We start from the raw sequence: 14492 nt of genomic DNA, 5'->3' as shown, positions 1-14492 counted from the left end.
CCCACGGCGAACCTCACATCGGCAGCTTCGCCGCGGAGCATCTGAGCCCGTCCTACCCGCAGCGGGCGCCATGGGGCACCGCTCAGCGCCTGCGCGCGTGGCAGGCGGAGGCCCTGGATCTCTACTTCTCGCTCGACGGGCCCGACGGTCCCGGAGGCGGCCCACGCGACTTCCTCGCCGCCGCAACCCCCGGCGCCGGCAAGACGACGTTCGCGCTGCGCCTGGCGAGCGAGCTGCTGCGCCGCCGGATCGTGGACCGGATCGTCGTGGTCGCGCCGACGGAGCATCTGAAGACCCAGTGGGCCGATGCCGCCGCGCGCGTCTCGATCCGGCTCGACCCCGCCTTCAGCAACAGGCACGTCGCCCCCTCACGGCAGTACCACGGCGTCGCGGTCACGTATGCCCAGGTGGCGGTCAAGGCGTCGGTGCACCAGCGACTGACGATGGACGCCCGCACGCTGGTGATCCTCGACGAGGTGCACCATGGCGGCGACGCCCTCAGCTGGGGCGAGGCGCTGCGGGAGGCGTACAGCCGGGCGACGCGGCGGCTGCTGCTGTCGGGCACGCCGTTCCGCAGCGACACGGCGCCCATCCCGTTCGTGGAGTACCACCCGGATGAGAAGGGCATCCGCGTCTCGCGCACCGACTACGCCTACGGGTACCGCCGGGCGCTCGAGGACGGCGTCGTCCGCCCCGTGATCTTCCTGGTGTACGCCGGCAAGATGCGCTGGCGCACCAAGACCGGCGACGAGATGGAGGCCCACCTCGGCCAGGACAACACCAAGGACATCACGTCGCAGGCCTGGCGCACCGCCCTGGATCCGGAGGGGGACTGGATCCCCGCAGTGCTGCGATCGGCCGATCGTCGCCTGACCGAAGTGCGGGAGCACGTGCCGGACGCCGGCGGCCTCGTCATCGCGACCGACCAGACGGCGGCGCGCGCCTACGCGGCGATCCTGCACCAGATCAGCGGAGAGGCGCCCACGGTGGTCCTGTCCGACGAGGCGGAGGCCTCCAGCCGCATCGAGGAGTTCTCCAAGTCCACCACCCGCTGGATGGTCGCGGTGCGGATGGTGTCGGAGGGTGTCGACGTTCCCCGCCTCGCCGTCGGCGTGTATGCCACCAGCGCCTCCACACCACTGTTCTTCGCCCAGGCGATCGGTCGCTTCGTGCGCGCCCGGCGTCGAGGGGAGACCGCGAGTGTGTTCCTGCCGAACGTGCCGCAGCTGCTCGCCCTCGCCGGCGAGATGGAGCGACAGCGCGACCACGCGCTCGATCGCGACAGCGACGGCGAGGACGACTGGAACGCCGAGGAAGACCTCATGAACGCCGCGGAGCGCGAGGACAAGGCCTCCGACGCGCTGACCGAGGAGTTCTCCTATCAAGCGCTGGGATCGCTGGCCCACTTCGACCGCGTCCTGTACGACGGCAAGGAGTTCGGCCAGCTGGCCGTTCCGGGCACGCCGGAGGAGGAGGAGTTCCTGGGGCTTCCCGGCCTGCTCGAACCCGAGCATGTGCACGAGCTGCTGATGCAGCGCCAGGCTCGGCAGAGCCGGCATCGGCGCGCGCGCGAGGCCGAAGAGGCACAGGCGCCGCCGGACGAGGAGCAGGCCCTCCCGCCGGCGCTGCATCGCTCGCTGAAGGAGCAGCGCCAGCTTCTGAACAGCCTGGTCGGCCTCTACGCGCGCCAGACGGGGGAGCCGCACGGGCTGATCCACGCCGAGCTGCGCCGCATCTGCGGGGGGCCCGCGGTGTCGCATGCGACCGTGGCCCAGCTGCAGGCGCGCATCGACACGCTGCGCAAGCGGGTGCGCTCCTGACGGCGGCTTAGACTCCCGGCATGGCCGCGCACTACGCGTTCGTGTCGCGCTGGCGTCTGCCGGTGCCGGCGGCACGCGCGTGGGAGGAGCTCGAGGGGATGCTGCGGCCGCGTGCAGACTTCTCGTGGTGGCCGGGTGTGCAGGTCGACATGCCGCCACGACGCCTCGCTCCCGGAGAGCGTCTGGTGATGTCCGTGCGCACTCCGCTCGGCTACCGCCTCCGCATGCTGCTGACGATCACGGACGTCGATCCGCCGCGCGCGATCGCCGCGGCCGGCGACGGCGACCTCCGGGGCATCGGCCGCATCGTCGTCGCGGGCGACCCACCGGCGGCATCCGTCGTCACCATCCACTGGGATGTCGCCACACGCCGGAGGTGGATGAACGCCACCGCCTGGGCGCTGCGGCCCGCCTTCACATGGGCACACGCGCACGTCATGCGCCGCGGCGGGGAAGGGCTCGCGCGGAGGCTCGGCCCGGCCCGTTCGGATCTCCGAAATGCTGGCAATTCCGGGGTTCGGGACGTTTCGGGGGAGGCGGCTGACTAGCGTTGACGGGTTCCCGCATCGAATGGAGACCGTCGTGACCGCCCTCGCCGCCCCCACCGACCGTGATCGCCGGCGCTGGGCACAGTATCTGGTGAACGAGAGGGCGGAGGCCCGCGTGTACCGGGAGCTCGCCGCGCGGCGCAGCGGGGAGGAGCGGGACATCCTGCTGGCGCTCGCCGACGCGGAAGGCCGCCACGAGGCGCACTGGCTCGACCTGCTCGGCGGCGAGCCGACGCGCCTTCCGCGCCCCGACGTCCGCACGGTCCTGCTCGGCTCGATGGCCAAGCGCTTCGGCTCGATCTTCGTCCTCGCCCTCGCCCAGACCGCCGAAGCCCGCTCGCCCTATGACGACGAGCCGTTCGCGACCCCGGCGATGGCGGCCGACGAGAAGATCCATCACGAGGTGGTGCGCGGCCTCGCCGCACGCGGGCGGCGACGCCTGTCGGGCACGTTCCGCGCCGCGGTGTTCGGCGCCAATGACGGGCTCGTGTCGAACCTCGCCCTGGTGATGGGCGTCGGCGCGACGGGCGTCTCGCCGCAGTTCGTCCTCTTCAGCGGCATCGCGGGGCTTCTCGCCGGCGCCCTCTCCATGGGAGCGGGCGAGTTCGTGTCGGTGCGATCGCAGCGGGAGCTTCTCGCCGCGACGCGACCCAGCGACTACGCCGATCACGCCCTGCCGGACCTGGACCTCGACGCGAACGAGCTGGCGCTGGTGTACCGCACTCGCGGGATGGCGGAGGACGAGGCCCTCGAGCGCGCGCGCCGCGTGGTGTCCACCGCGCAGGCGGCCGACCGCTCGCAGCCGTACCGCCTGCCGGCCGAGCACGCGCAGGAGCACGATGTGGTCGGGAGCGCGTGGGGCGCGGCGCTGTCGAGCTTCCTCTTCTTCGCGTCGGGCGCCGTGATCCCCGTCCTGCCGTGGATGCTCGGGCTGTCGGGCCTCGCGGCCGTTGCGACGGCGCTCACCCTCGTCGGCGTCGCGCTCCTGGCGACCGGCGCCGCCGTGGGCGTCCTGTCAGGTGCCTCGCCGCTGCGACGCGGCCTGCGTCAGCTCGCGATCGGGTACGGGGCGGCCTTGGTGACCTACCTGCTCGGACTGCTGTTCGGGGTGTCCGTCGCGTAGCCCGCGGATTCGTTCGCGGGGCCCTGACGTGGTAGTGTCGTTCCTCGGTTGCGAAACCGGAAACCACCTGCGCGGGTGGCGGAATAGGTAGACGCGCTAGCTTGAGGTGCTAGTGCCCGTATAGGGCGTGGGGGTTCAAGTCCCCCCTCGCGCACAGTGAAGAAGGCCCCCGGAAGGGGGCCTTCTTGCGTACAGCCGTACCGGGCGCCGCGTCAGATCCACCCCCGTTCCTCTGCGAGCATGATGGCCTGCTGACGGGTCGCGACGCCGAGCTTGGTCAGAACAGCCGACACGTGGTTGCGCACGGTCCCCGGAGCGAGGGACAGCTTCTTGGCGATCTGCCCTGTCGTCTCACCGCGCCGGCCGGCGCGCAGGACATCCAGCTCCCGGTCGGTGAGCGGGGAGCGCTCGTCGCTGAGGGCGTCGGCGGCGACCTCGGGATCGACGTAGCGCGTCCCGGCGGCGACGCGGCGGATCACCGCAGCCACCTCCTCGGCCCCCCGCGACTTCGGGATGAACCCCGCGACGCCCGATGCGAGGGCGCGCCGCAGGACCCCCGGCCGTGCGTGGCGCGTCACGACGACGCATCGGGTGGCGATCGCGCGGTGAAGCCGATGGGCCACCTCGACCCCATCGAGGAAGGGCATCTCGAGGTCCAGCAGACACACGTCGGGCTGAAGCCGCATCGCTGCCGCCAGCGCGGCCTCTCCGTCGCCGCACTCGGCGACGACCTCGATGTCGCTCTCGAGCCGCAGGAGCGCGGCAAGCGCGGAGCGGATCATCGCCTCGTCATCGGCCACCAGGACGCGGATCACGAGGGCGCCTCCGCCGACGCCGGCACGGTCACGGTGACGGTGAAGGATCTGGCGTCCCGGCGCACCTCCGCCGCGCCCCCGGCGCTGGCCGCACGCCGACGGATGCCGTCGAGCCCAGCGCCGCTGCCCGTGCCTTCTTCCTCGCCCGATCGGGCGTCATTGGAGATGCTGTAGCGCCACAGACGCCCGTCGCGGGTCAGTGACATGCGCACCCATCCGCCGCCGCCGTGCCGGAGGATGTTCGTCGTCGTCTCCCGCACCACCGGTCCGAGTGTCGCGGCGGGCGCGTGCTCGAGCCCGGAATGCACGTGCGCGTCCACGCGCGCGCCGGCGGCGCGCAGGAGATCGACGGCGTTGGCCACTTCGTCCTCGAGAGCGACCGCTCTGACTCGTGTCGCCAGGTCTCGCGTGCCCTGCTGCGCGTCCCGCACGGTGGCGCGGGCGGCGCGCAACTGCTCGAGAGCACCCTCGGAGTCCTGTGTCATGAGACGCTCCGCGAGCTCGAGCTGCAACGCGATCACCTGCAGGTGATGCCCCTGCAGGTCGTGCACGTCCGTCGCGATGCGAAGGCGCTCCTGCGTGGCGGCCAGGCGCGCCTCCGAGACGCGCGCCCGGTTCAGGGCGATGAGCACATCCCACCACCACAGCGACAGCACGCTCATCGCGGGTAGACCGATGGAGTAGAACCCCGTCATCCACCAGCTGAGGTTCGGCCCCTCGGACAGTCCGGTGCCGGTGTCGACGGTCCACAAGGCGGCCAGGACGGTCGTGGCGGCCAGGACGACGCGGATGCGGATGCCGCTCGGCCAGTTCAGCAGCGCGAGCGACTGCACGAGCGGCAGCACTCCGAGGATCCACATGCCCAGCAGCGGGCCCGCGACGCACCCGTACGCGACGGCGATCAGCAGGGGCGCGATCGTGCGCCACGCCGCCACGGGTCCGTCGACCGGGCGGTTCCGGTACTCGAGGAGAAGCGGCAGCGTCGATGCCCACCAGAGGGCTCCGCCGATGCCGATGGGAGGTGCCGCGCTCTCCGCGATCGAGATGCTGCTTCCGGTCCACAGGAGCACCAGCATGCCCTCGAGGAAGAGCACGCCGGTTGCGGTGTACCACCACGTGGCCGTGATGCTGCGCGTCAGACGACGCGCCCCGAGGTCCGCACCGCCCCCTTGCTGCGCACGGGGCCGATGAGTCATCCGTCCACCCTACGGGCGTGACAGATGTCACCCGTCCGACGTGCGCATCGTCGTCCCAGCGCTGACACCCCGACACTTCCCGACGACGATCTGGACCGCTGGACTGGCTGAACCGAACGACAGGAGCACCGTGAGCCTCATCGACACCTTCCAGGATCTGGTCGCCCAGGTCCCCGACTTCGTGCAGCCGCTGATCGTCGCCGCGGCAGGGGCGGTGCCCTTCATCGAGGGGGAGGGCGCGGCGACCATCGGCATCGTCGGGGGCATCCACCCCGTCCTCGCCGTCGCAGCCGGTGCCCTGGGGAACTTCGTGTGCGTCGCCGTCCTCGTGCTCCTGAGCTCTGGCGCCCGCACCGCCGTGGTCACGCGGCATCGCGAGCGTGTACGGGTGCGCGCGGCCGCGGAGGACCAGCAGGGCGACGACGCGCAGTCCGGTATCCTCTCTGCGCCCGAGCCGCGCAACGGCGCGTCGGCGCGTCGTGCGAAGTTCCAGCGTGCGTTCGAGCGCTATGGCGTCCCGGGTGTGAGCCTGCTGGGGCCACTGCTCCTGCCGACGCAGTTCACGGCGACGATGCTCGCCGCCGCCGGAGTCGGACGCGTACGCATCCTCGTGTGGCAGGCGATCGCCATCGTCGGCTGGACCTGTGTCGTGGCGGTGCTGGTGAGCGGCGTCGTGTTCGCAGTGCGGTGAGCGCCACGCCCGGCGCCAGCCATCCGATGCGGCCACGGTAGGTTAGTCGGCATGTCTGTCCCCGACGCCGACCTCCCCGAGGTCGCCCGGATCGCACGAGATCTCATCCGGTTCGACACCACGAACCACGGCGGCGGACGCGCCGTCGGCGAGCGGGAGGCCGCCGAGTACGTCGGCGCCTACCTGGAGGGTCTCGGGCTGAGCCCGGCCTACTACGAGCCGATCGCGCGGCGCACCAACGTCTCGGCGCGCGTGCCGGGCCGCAACCCCGACAAGCCGGCGCTGGTCCTGCACGGGCATCTCGACGTCGTGCCCGCGATCGCGGAGGACTGGAGCGTCGACCCGTTCGGCGGCGTCGTGCGCGACGGGATGCTGTGGGGCCGGGGGGCGGTGGACATGAAGGACATGGACGCCATGATCCTGACCTCTGTCGCCGACATCCTCCGTTCGGGCGGCCAGCCCGAGCGCGATCTGGTGCTGACGTTCTTCGCCGACGAGGAGAACGGCGGGGTCGAAGGCTCGGCGCTGGTCGTGAGGGACCATCCCGAGTGGTTCGAGGGAGCGGCCGAGGCGATCAGCGAGGTCGGCGGCTACTCGATCACGCTCGCTGATCGACGCGCGTATCTGCTGCAGGTGGGGGAGAAGGCGCTCGTCTGGATCAAGCTCGTCGCGCGCGGTCGCGCCGCGCACGGGTCGAGCCTGCACGCCGACAACGCCGTGACGAACCTCGCCGCCGCGGTGGCGGCGCTGGGCCGCACCGCATGGCCGGTCACCCTGACCGAGACCACCCGTCAGATGGCCGAGCGCCTCGCCGAGCTCACGGGAGCCACCACTGACGACCCGGATGCCGTCGCTGCGGCCGCCGGCGCCGCATCCGGGTTCCTCCGGTCGACGCTGCGGACCACGACCAACCCCACCGGGCTCGTCGCCGGATACAAGCACAACGTCATCCCCGACCGCGCCGAAGCGCTCGTGGACGTGCGCGTCCTTCCTGGCACCGAGGACGAGGCGCTGGCCGACATCCGGCGGATCGTCGGTCCGGGCGTAGATGTCGAGGTCGTGCACCAGGACATCGGGTTGGAGGTGCCGTTCTCAGGTGACCTCGTCGACGCGATGGTGAGCGCTCTGGGCCGGCATGACCCGGGTGCGCCGGTCATCCCGTACCTCATGGGCGGCGGGACCGACAACAAGGCGCTCGCGACCCTGGGCATCGCCGGCTACGGCTTCGCGCCGCTGCGGCTTCCCGCCGATCTCGACTTCACCGGAATGTTCCACGGCGTCGACGAGCGGGTCCCCATCGACGCCCTGGTGTTCGGGCAGACGGTCCTCACAGACCTGCTCCGCACCTACTGACAGGTCCGAACCGAAGCGCGCCCTCCGGCGCGCCGGAATGAAAGGCGCCCATGCAGTTCATCGAGGCGATCATCCTCGGGCTCGTCCAGGGTCTCACCGAGTTCCTCCCGATCTCGTCGAGCGCGCACCTGCGCATCGTCGGCGAGTTCCTCCCCTCGGCGCAGGACCCGGGCGCCACCTTCACCGCGATCACCCAGATCGGCACCGAGGCGGCGGTGCTGCTGTACTTCTGGGGGACGATCGTGCGGATCATCGCCCGGTGGGCGCAGTCGCTCGCGGGCCGCGTGCCGCGCAACGACCCCGACGCGCGCATGGGATGGCTCATCATCCTCGGGACCATCCCGATCGGGGTGCTCGGGTTCCTCTTCCAGGACGTGATCCGCAACACGTTCCGCAACCTCTGGCTGGTGGCCGTCGTGCTCATCGTGTTCGGGCTGCTGCTGGGCGCCGCCGACCGATGGGGTCGGCGTACCCGCGAGCTGCCCGACCTGACATACCCGCATGGACTCGCACTGGGATTCGCCCAGGCCCTCGCGCTCATTCCGGGCGTGTCCCGCTCGGGCGCGACGACCACTCTCGGACTCGCGCTGGGCTACACCCGCCCCGCGGCAGCCGAGTACGCCTTCCTGCTGGCCGTGCCGGCGGTGTTCGGCAGCGGCTTCTACGAGCTGCTGCAGAGCTTCGAAGAGCCCGGCGGCCCGTACGGGCTCGCCGAGACGGCCGTCGCGACGATCGTCGCCTTCGGCGTCGGCCTCGCGGTGATCGCGTTCCTGATGCGCTACCTCAAGCGCGGCAGCTTCCTGCCGTTCGTCATCTATCGCGTGCTGCTGGGAGCGGTGCTCATGGTGCTGCTGGCGGTCGGCGTGCTGCAGCCGTACTGACGTCGGGGCCGCGACGCGGCCGGAGTCACCGGCGGGGGTCGTCGCGTCCGGGCTTGTTCGGTCCCTCTCCGCCGCGCCGCAGGTACCGCTCGAACTCCTGCGCGATGGCGTCGCCGGACGCCTCCGGGGAATCCCAGGTGTCGCGGGTGCGCTCCAGCTGGCGGATGTACTCTGTCATCTCCTCGTCGTCCGCCGCGGCGGCGTCGATGGATGCCTCCCAGGCGGCCGCCTCGGTGGCGAGATCGCCGCGGGGCACGGGCGCGCTCGTGAGGTCCTCGAGCCGGTCGAGCAGCGCGAGCGTCGCCTTGGGCGAGGGGGTGTGCCCCGCGACGTAGTGGGGCACGCTCGCCCAGAGGCTCGCCGCAGGGATGCCCGCGGCATCCGCGGCGCTGCTCAGCACGCTGAGGATGCCCACCGGCCCCTCGTAGGTGCTCCGCTCGAGGCCCAGCGAGCCGCGAAGGGCTTCGTTCTCGCTGCCGGCGAAGACGGAGATCGGACGGGTGTGGGGGACGTCGGACATCATCGAGCCGATCGCGACGAAGCCGGTGATGTCCTCCCTCAGCGCCACGTCGATGAACTCGGACGCGAACGCCTGCCAGGCGCGGGCCGGCTCGACGCCGGTCAGCAGCCACAGCTGGGTGCCGCGCGTGGCACGCGAGGGTCGCAGGAGCGTCGCCTCGGGCCACCGCAGCACGCGTCGGCCGTCGGCGTCCACGGCGACGTGCGGGCGGGTGTACTGGTAGTCGAAGTACAGCTCGGGGTCGACCGAGAACACCGGCTCGTAGGAGCCGGCGTCGCGCAGGTGGGCGATCGCCGACGAGGCGGCCTCGCCCGCGTCGTTCCAGCCGTCGAAAGCGGCGACGAGCACACGACGACCCAGTCCGTCCACGAGACCTCCTCCGCGCCTGCCGGCTTGTTCCAGGATAGGCCCGCGCCATCGCACCGGGCCCATCCGCGACCGTCGGGCACGTGTGACCGCTCGCCCCGAGAGCCGGAAGTCCGCTCGGTAGGATTGCACGGTGAACGCACCACGCCTTGCCGCCGTCCTGTGGGATATGGACGGCACCCTCGTCGACACCGAACCGTACTGGATGGCTGCGGAGACACCGCTGGTCGAGAGGTTCGGCGGCACGTGGTCGCACGAGCAGGCGCTGAGCCTGGTGGGACTGGCGCTGGAGGACTCGGCGCGGATCTTCCAGGCCGCCGGGGTGCGCATGAGCGTCGACGACATCATCGATCATCTGACCGACGAGGTCATGCACCGGCTGTCGACGACGGGTGTGCCGTTCCGCCCCGGAGCACGCGAGCTGCTCGCGGGCCTGCGCGCCGCGGGCATCAAGACCGGCCTCGTCACGATGTCCATGCGTCGGATGGCCCAGTCAGTGGTCGATCTGATCGACTTCGACGCCTTCGACGTCATCGTCGCCGGCGACGACGCCACGCGTCCGAAGCCCTTCCCCGACCCGTACCTGCAGGCCTGTGAGGCGCTGGGGGTCACGCCGGAGGAGACGGTGGCGATCGAGGACTCGCCGAACGGGCTGCGCTCCGCTGTCGCCTCGGGCGCATCGTCGATCGGGGTCCCGCTGATGGTGTCGCTGGCCGGCGCCGGTGCGCACGCCGTATGGCCGACGCTCGAGGGTCGCACCGTGGAGGATGTCATCGCCTTCCACGCCGCGCATCGCGCCGGCCTCCACCGTGAGGTCGTGCGATGAGCGGGCGGCCCAGCGGTCCCTTCCGCCTCGGAGACCGCGTGCAGCTGACCGGACCGAAAGGTCGCCTGCACACGATCACCCTGCGCGAAGGCGGCGAGCTCCACACGCACCACGGCGTCCTGCGACACGCCGACCTCGTAGGCCAGCCCGACGGATCGGTCGTCGCCAACAGCGGCGGCCACGAATACCTCGCGCTGCGTCCGCTGCTGCGGGACTTCGTGATGTCGATGCCGCGTGGCGCGGCGATCGTCTATCCGAAGGATGCCGCGCAGATCCTCGCGGAGGCGGACGTGTTCCCGGGCGCAACGGTCGTCGAGGCGGGCGTCGGCTCCGGGGCGCTGTCGCTGTGGCTGCTGCGGGCGATCGGCGCCGAGGGGCGCCTCATCTCGTTCGAGCGGCGCGAGGACTTCGCCGCGGTGGCGCGCGCGAACGTCGAGACGTTCGTGGGGGAGGTGCCGGCGAACTGGGACGTCGTGGTCGAGGACCTGGTCGAGGCGCTGCCGTCGGCGGTGGCGCCGGGAACCGTGGATCGGGTGGTGCTGGACATGCTGGCGCCGTGGGAGTGCATCGACGTCGTGGCGGACGCGCTGACCCCGGGCGGCGTGGTGGTGTGCTACGTCGCGACCGCGACGCAGCTCAGCCGTGTCGCCGAGTACATCCGCGGCACGGGACTGTTCACCGAGCCCGACGCCAACGAGACGATGGTGCGGGGCTGGCACGTCGAGGGGCTCGCGGTGCGTCCGGACCACCGCATGGTGGCGCACACCGGCTTCCTGGTGTGGGCGAGGCGGTTGGCGCCCGGTGCGATCCCGCCCGAGGTCAAGCGCCGCGCGTCGAAGTCCAGCTACTCCGACGAGGACGTCGAACTGTGGACGCCCGGTGCCGTCGGCGACCGCGAGATCACCGACAAGAACCTGCGCAAGCGCGTGCGGGAGGCCGAGCGCGCAGCCGAGGGCGCGCGGCTGGCGGCCGGGCGCACCAGCGACGACGCGCCGAACGCCTAAACTGATCCGGTGCGCAAGATCCCCGCTGCCCTCGCCGTCCTGGGCCTGACGACCGTCGGCCTGGCCGGCTGCTCGCTGCCCGGCTCCACCGACTGCTCGCGCCCCGCCGTGTCCGATCGCGAGGTGATGGACCTCATCGACGTGACGGGCAGCACGGACGCCGAGCCCGAGGTCGACGTCTTCACCCCGCTGCACGCCTCCACGCTCGCCTTCGAGGACGTCGAGCAGGGGAACGGCACCGTCATCACGACGGCCGACCAGCTCGTGGTGATCGACGTCGCGCTGTTCAGCGGCACCACGGGAGAGCCGCTCGTGTCCACGCCCTACGATGGCGACCTGTCGCGAGTGTTCCCGCTCTCGCAGTGGACCCAGGGCTTCCCCGGGTTCGAGGAGGCGCTGACCTGCGCCGCCGAGGGATCCCGCGTCGCGGTCGCGCTCGCGCCCGAGGACCTGACGCCGGAGTCGGCGGCGAGCCTGGGGCTCGAGCAGAACGACTCCGCCGTCGCGGTGATCGACGTCCGCAAGGTGTACCTCGCCGCGGCGGACGGGCAGGACCAGTTCACCGCCGGTCACGGGCTGCCCGCGGTGGTCCGCGCCCCCGACGGCCGTCCCGGCCTCATCGTTCCGGACGGCGCGCCGCCGCAGGACATCGCCGTCCAGACGCTGAAGAAGGGGTCGGGCCCCGCGGTCACCGGCGACGAGCCGGTGCGCGTGCACTACACCGGCGTCGTCTGGGGCGAGGACGACCCGTTCGACTCCACCTGGGGCGCAGAGCCGGCGTCGTTGACGCTCGACGGCGTCGTTCCGGGCTTCGCGCAGGCGCTCGAAGGCCAGACGGTGGGCTCTCAGGTGCTGGTCGTGATCCCGCCCGATCTCGGGTACGGCGATGAGGAGCAGGGTTCCATCCCGGCCGATTCGACGCTCGTCTTCGTCATCGACATCCTGGGCCTGGACGCCGAACCGCAGCAGTAGGCGGGGATCCGCGGCGGCGTGCAGACGGCGCTCTAGGATAGGCGGGTGCCTGCCAACCCGTCCGCGAAGATTCCGCCCGAGGAGCGGCTCGTCAATCTCGTCGTCGCGCTGATCGCGACCGATCAGGGGCTGACGAAGGACACCATCCTGACCTCGGTCGCCGGGTACCGGGAGCAGAGCGCGTCGGGCGCGTCGAAGGACGCCCTCGAGAAGATGTTCGAGCGCGACAAGGAGAGTCTGCGCGGGCTCGGTGTGCCGATCGAGACGATCGGCGACTTCGCCGATCCCGACGATCTGCGCGAGGCGCGATACCGGGTGCCGAGCGCGGAGTACGAGCTCCCCGACGACATCGAGTTCACGCCCGCCGAGCTGGCGCTGCTGAACCTCGCAGGAGGCGTGTGGAGCGAGAGCTCCATGTCGGACGACGCACGCAGCGGCCTGCGCAAGATCCGCGCCCTCGGCGACCTCGTCGACGAGCCGATCATCGGGTTCTCACCCCGGCTCAGCCTGCACGACCCCGCCTTCTCGCCGCTGCAGCAGGCGATCGAGCAGAGCCGCGTCGTCACGTTCCCCTACCTGAAGCCGGGGGAGGACCGGCCGCGCACCCGGCGGCTGCAGCCGCTGGCGCTCGTGGAGTACGAAGGTCGCTGGCACGTCTTCGGGATCGACCTCGACATCGGCGCCGACCGCACCTTCCTTCTCGCCCGCATCGTCGGGCCCGTGACCGTCACCCGCCACACCTTCGACCCGGCGCTGCGCGACGGGGCGGGGGAGCGGGCACTGTCAGGACTGGAAGCGGTGGCCGCGCGCAACACCGCGCTGCTCGAGGTCAACCCCGGGACGGAGGCCGCGCTCCGCCTCGCGCGACGTGCCCGTCCGGCCGAGCAGGGGATACACGTGTCGTACGTGGACGCGCACATCTTCGCCGACGAGCTGGCCTCGTACGGCCCGGAGGTCCGGGTCGTCTCCCCGGCGGACCTGCGCGACCGCGTCATCGAGCGCCTCGCGGCCACCCGCGACCTGCACCGGAGCGAACCATGACCGCCCGCCGCCCCCTCGTCGCGACCGACCGCGCCGCCCTCATGCTCCAGCTCGTGCCGTACCTCATCGGCAAGGGCGAGGTGTCGATCGCGGAGGCGGCCGACGAGTTCGACGTCACACCCGAGCAGATGCGGGCCATGGTCGAGAAGCTCACCGTGATCGGGCTCCCGGGGGACCGCGGCTACTGGCAGATGGCGAACGACCTGTTCGACATCGACTGGGACCTCCTGGACGAGCAGGACCTCATCGTCATCACCAATGCCGTCGGCCTGGAGCGGGCGCCCAAGCTCACCGCGCGCGAAGCCGCCGCCCTGCTCGCGGGCCTCCAGATGGCGCGCTCGATCCCCGGCGTCGGCGACACCGAGCTGTATGCCGGACTGCTCGCCAAGCTCGCGCGGGGCGCGTCGAGCACGCCCGCCGAGGTGATCCTCGTGCCCGAGCCGGTCGACGCCGTCCGCGACCGCGTGGCAGCGGCGGTGCGCCGCGGCGTCGCCGTCTCGTTCACCTACAAGGCGCCGGATGCCGCACCCACGACCCGCACGGTCGACCCGGTGAAGGTCCACATCGCCAGCGGCCAGTGGTACCTGCAAGGCTGGTGCCACCTGCGCGAGGCGATGCGGACGTTCCACCTGGACCGGGTGAGCGAGCTCGAGCTCACCGACATCCCCATCACCCACGCCGGCGAGCCGGAGCCCGGCTGGTTCGAGCCGTCCGACGCCGATGTGGTGGCCCGCGTCCGCTTCCCCGAGGCGGTCGCCCCGCTGCTGGGCGACTACCTCAACCGCGCCGAGCTCGAGACGCACGACGGGATGACGATCGCGACGATGCGCGTCGCCGACGAGCTGAGCCTGCGCCGACTGGCCGCCCGCCGCGGCGGCACCGTCGAGGTGCTCGAACCCGCGGGCGCCCGCCGTGCGGCGTTCGAATGGGCGGAAGCCGGTCTGGCGCAATACCGCTGACACCGGCGCGGCGGGTCCGACGCCGTGGTTAGACTGGAGTGACTTTCCGCTGACGCGACACGACGGAGCATCTCATGTTCGGCAATCTGACTGGCTGGCACCTGCTGATCGTGCTCGTGGTGATCCTTCTGCTGTTCGGGGCGGCCAAGCTCCCCGCACTGGCCAAGAGCATGGGCCAGTCCGCCCGTGTGTTCAAGGGCGAGATGAAGGCCATGAAGGAGGAGGACGCAGCGAGCACCACCGCGCCCGACACCACCTCGAGCACGGCATCCACGACGCCGAACACCAGCGACGGCACTCCCGACCGCAAGCCCTAGCGCATGGTCGCGACAGCCGGTTCCGCGCCCGTGAACGGGCCGGAGGCGCCGAAGCGCGAC

15 protein-coding genes and 1 tRNA gene are annotated in these 14492 nt (G+C 71.6%); 13 read left to right on the top strand and 3 right to left on the bottom strand.

Annotation, left to right across the window (positions count from 1 at the left end; all coding sequences use genetic code 11):
- The first annotated feature begins 17 nt into the window (after positions 1–17).
- From AC5RVZ_RS15685 to AC5RVZ_RS15670, 4 genes are all read left to right on the top strand, one after another.
- Complete coding sequence (locus AC5RVZ_RS15685; RefSeq protein ID WP_494066997.1) at positions 18–1820, top strand: DEAD/DEAH box helicase; 1803 nt, start codon at positions 18–20, stop codon at positions 1818–1820.
- A gap of 20 nt (positions 1821–1840) precedes the next feature.
- A complete protein-coding gene (locus AC5RVZ_RS15680) occupies positions 1841–2368 on the top strand; it encodes an SRPBCC family protein (protein ID WP_494066692.1) in 528 nt (175 codons plus the stop codon).
- A gap of 34 nt (positions 2369–2402) precedes the next feature.
- Positions 2403–3491 (top strand): VIT1/CCC1 transporter family protein, encoded by a 1089-nt coding sequence (locus AC5RVZ_RS15675; RefSeq protein WP_494066691.1) that lies wholly within the window; start codon positions 2403–2405, stop codon positions 3489–3491.
- Positions 3492–3560: 69 nt separating this feature from the next.
- Positions 3561–3645 (top strand) — tRNA-Leu (locus AC5RVZ_RS15670).
- A gap of 58 nt (positions 3646–3703) precedes the next feature.
- Here the strand turns inward: AC5RVZ_RS15670 and AC5RVZ_RS15665 are convergent.
- The gene (locus AC5RVZ_RS15665; RefSeq protein WP_494066690.1) at positions 3704–4306 is read right to left on the bottom strand and encodes a response regulator; all 603 of its coding nucleotides are present in this window, start codon (positions 4304–4306) and stop codon (positions 3704–3706) included.
- A complete protein-coding gene (locus AC5RVZ_RS15660) occupies positions 4303–5502 on the bottom strand; it encodes a sensor histidine kinase (RefSeq protein WP_494066689.1) in 1200 nt (399 codons plus the stop codon). Before AC5RVZ_RS15660 ends, AC5RVZ_RS15665 begins: the two co-directional genes overlap by 4 nt.
- 130 nt (positions 5503–5632) lie before the next feature.
- Between AC5RVZ_RS15660 and AC5RVZ_RS15655 the strand changes: the two genes are divergently transcribed.
- Genes AC5RVZ_RS15655 through AC5RVZ_RS15645 form a run of 3 tightly spaced genes read left to right on the top strand, consistent with a single transcriptional unit; the run spans position 5633 to position 8427 of the window.
- A complete protein-coding gene (locus AC5RVZ_RS15655) occupies positions 5633–6193 on the top strand; it encodes a small multidrug efflux protein (RefSeq protein WP_494066688.1) in 561 nt (186 codons plus the stop codon).
- Between the two features lie 51 nt (positions 6194–6244).
- Positions 6245–7546, top strand: coding sequence for a M20/M25/M40 family metallo-hydrolase (locus AC5RVZ_RS15650; protein WP_494066687.1), 1302 nt, complete (start codon positions 6245–6247; stop codon positions 7544–7546).
- Between the two features lie 50 nt (positions 7547–7596).
- Entirely contained in the window at positions 7597–8427 is an 831-nt protein-coding gene (locus tag AC5RVZ_RS15645) for an undecaprenyl-diphosphate phosphatase (protein ID WP_494066686.1), read from the top strand.
- Positions 8428–8452: 25 nt separating this feature from the next.
- On the opposite strand, the gene AC5RVZ_RS15640 is transcribed toward AC5RVZ_RS15645, so the two are convergent.
- On the bottom strand, positions 8453–9316 hold the full coding sequence (locus tag AC5RVZ_RS15640; protein WP_494066685.1) for a PAC2 family protein: 864 nt from the start codon (positions 9314–9316) through the stop codon (positions 8453–8455).
- A gap of 130 nt (positions 9317–9446) precedes the next feature.
- On the opposite strand from AC5RVZ_RS15640, the gene AC5RVZ_RS15635 reads away from it, so the two are divergent.
- From AC5RVZ_RS15635 to tatA, 6 genes are all read left to right on the top strand, one after another.
- Positions 9447–10139, top strand: a complete 693-nt coding sequence (locus tag AC5RVZ_RS15635; protein ID WP_494066684.1) for an HAD family hydrolase — start codon at positions 9447–9449, stop codon at positions 10137–10139.
- Positions 10136–11143: a tRNA (adenine-N1)-methyltransferase gene (locus AC5RVZ_RS15630; RefSeq protein WP_494066683.1), complete on the top strand. Its 1008-nt coding sequence runs from the start codon at positions 10136–10138 to the stop codon at positions 11141–11143. The genes AC5RVZ_RS15635 and AC5RVZ_RS15630 overlap by 4 nt, the downstream gene beginning before the upstream one ends.
- Before the next feature lie 9 nt (positions 11144–11152).
- Positions 11153–12115 carry an FKBP-type peptidyl-prolyl cis-trans isomerase gene (locus AC5RVZ_RS15625; protein ID WP_494066682.1) on the top strand — a complete coding sequence of 321 codons (963 nt, stop codon included), beginning with the start codon at positions 11153–11155 and terminating at the stop codon, positions 12113–12115.
- Between the two features lie 45 nt (positions 12116–12160).
- Positions 12161–13156, top strand: a complete 996-nt coding sequence (locus AC5RVZ_RS15620) for a helix-turn-helix transcriptional regulator (RefSeq protein WP_494066681.1) — start codon at positions 12161–12163, stop codon at positions 13154–13156.
- Positions 13153–14115: a helix-turn-helix transcriptional regulator gene (locus AC5RVZ_RS15615; RefSeq protein WP_494066680.1), complete on the top strand. Its 963-nt coding sequence runs from the start codon at positions 13153–13155 to the stop codon at positions 14113–14115. The genes AC5RVZ_RS15620 and AC5RVZ_RS15615 overlap by 4 nt, the downstream gene beginning before the upstream one ends.
- A 74-nt stretch (positions 14116–14189) precedes the next feature.
- Positions 14190–14432, top strand: coding sequence for a Sec-independent protein translocase subunit TatA (tatA, locus tag AC5RVZ_RS15610; RefSeq protein WP_494066679.1), 243 nt, complete (start codon positions 14190–14192; stop codon positions 14430–14432).
- The last annotated feature ends 60 nt before the right edge of the window (positions 14433–14492 follow it).

The sequence above is a fragment of the Arthrobacter sp. Cza30 genome (assembly GCF_059090765.1).
This window is presented reverse-complemented; position numbering and strand designations above follow the sequence as displayed.

Bases quoted from the DNA above. Each gene is read 5' to 3' on its own strand.
- AC5RVZ_RS15630 (WP_494066683.1), top strand. From the start codon at position 10,136: ATGAGCGGGCGGCCCAGCGGTCCCTTCCGCCTCGGAGACCGCGTGCAG.
- AC5RVZ_RS15680 (WP_494066692.1), top strand. From the start codon at position 1,841: ATGGCCGCGCACTACGCGTTCGTGTCGCGCTGGCGTCTGCCGGTGCCG.
- AC5RVZ_RS15660 (WP_494066689.1), bottom strand. From the start codon at position 5,502: ATGACTCATCGGCCCCGTGCGCAGCAAGGGGGCGGTGCGGACCTCGGG.
- AC5RVZ_RS15615 (WP_494066680.1), top strand. From the start codon at position 13,153: ATGACCGCCCGCCGCCCCCTCGTCGCGACCGACCGCGCCGCCCTCATG.
- AC5RVZ_RS15650 (WP_494066687.1), top strand. From the start codon at position 6,245: ATGTCTGTCCCCGACGCCGACCTCCCCGAGGTCGCCCGGATCGCACGA.
- AC5RVZ_RS15645 (WP_494066686.1), top strand. From the start codon at position 7,597: ATGCAGTTCATCGAGGCGATCATCCTCGGGCTCGTCCAGGGTCTCACC.
- tatA (WP_494066679.1), top strand. From the start codon at position 14,190: ATGTTCGGCAATCTGACTGGCTGGCACCTGCTGATCGTGCTCGTGGTG.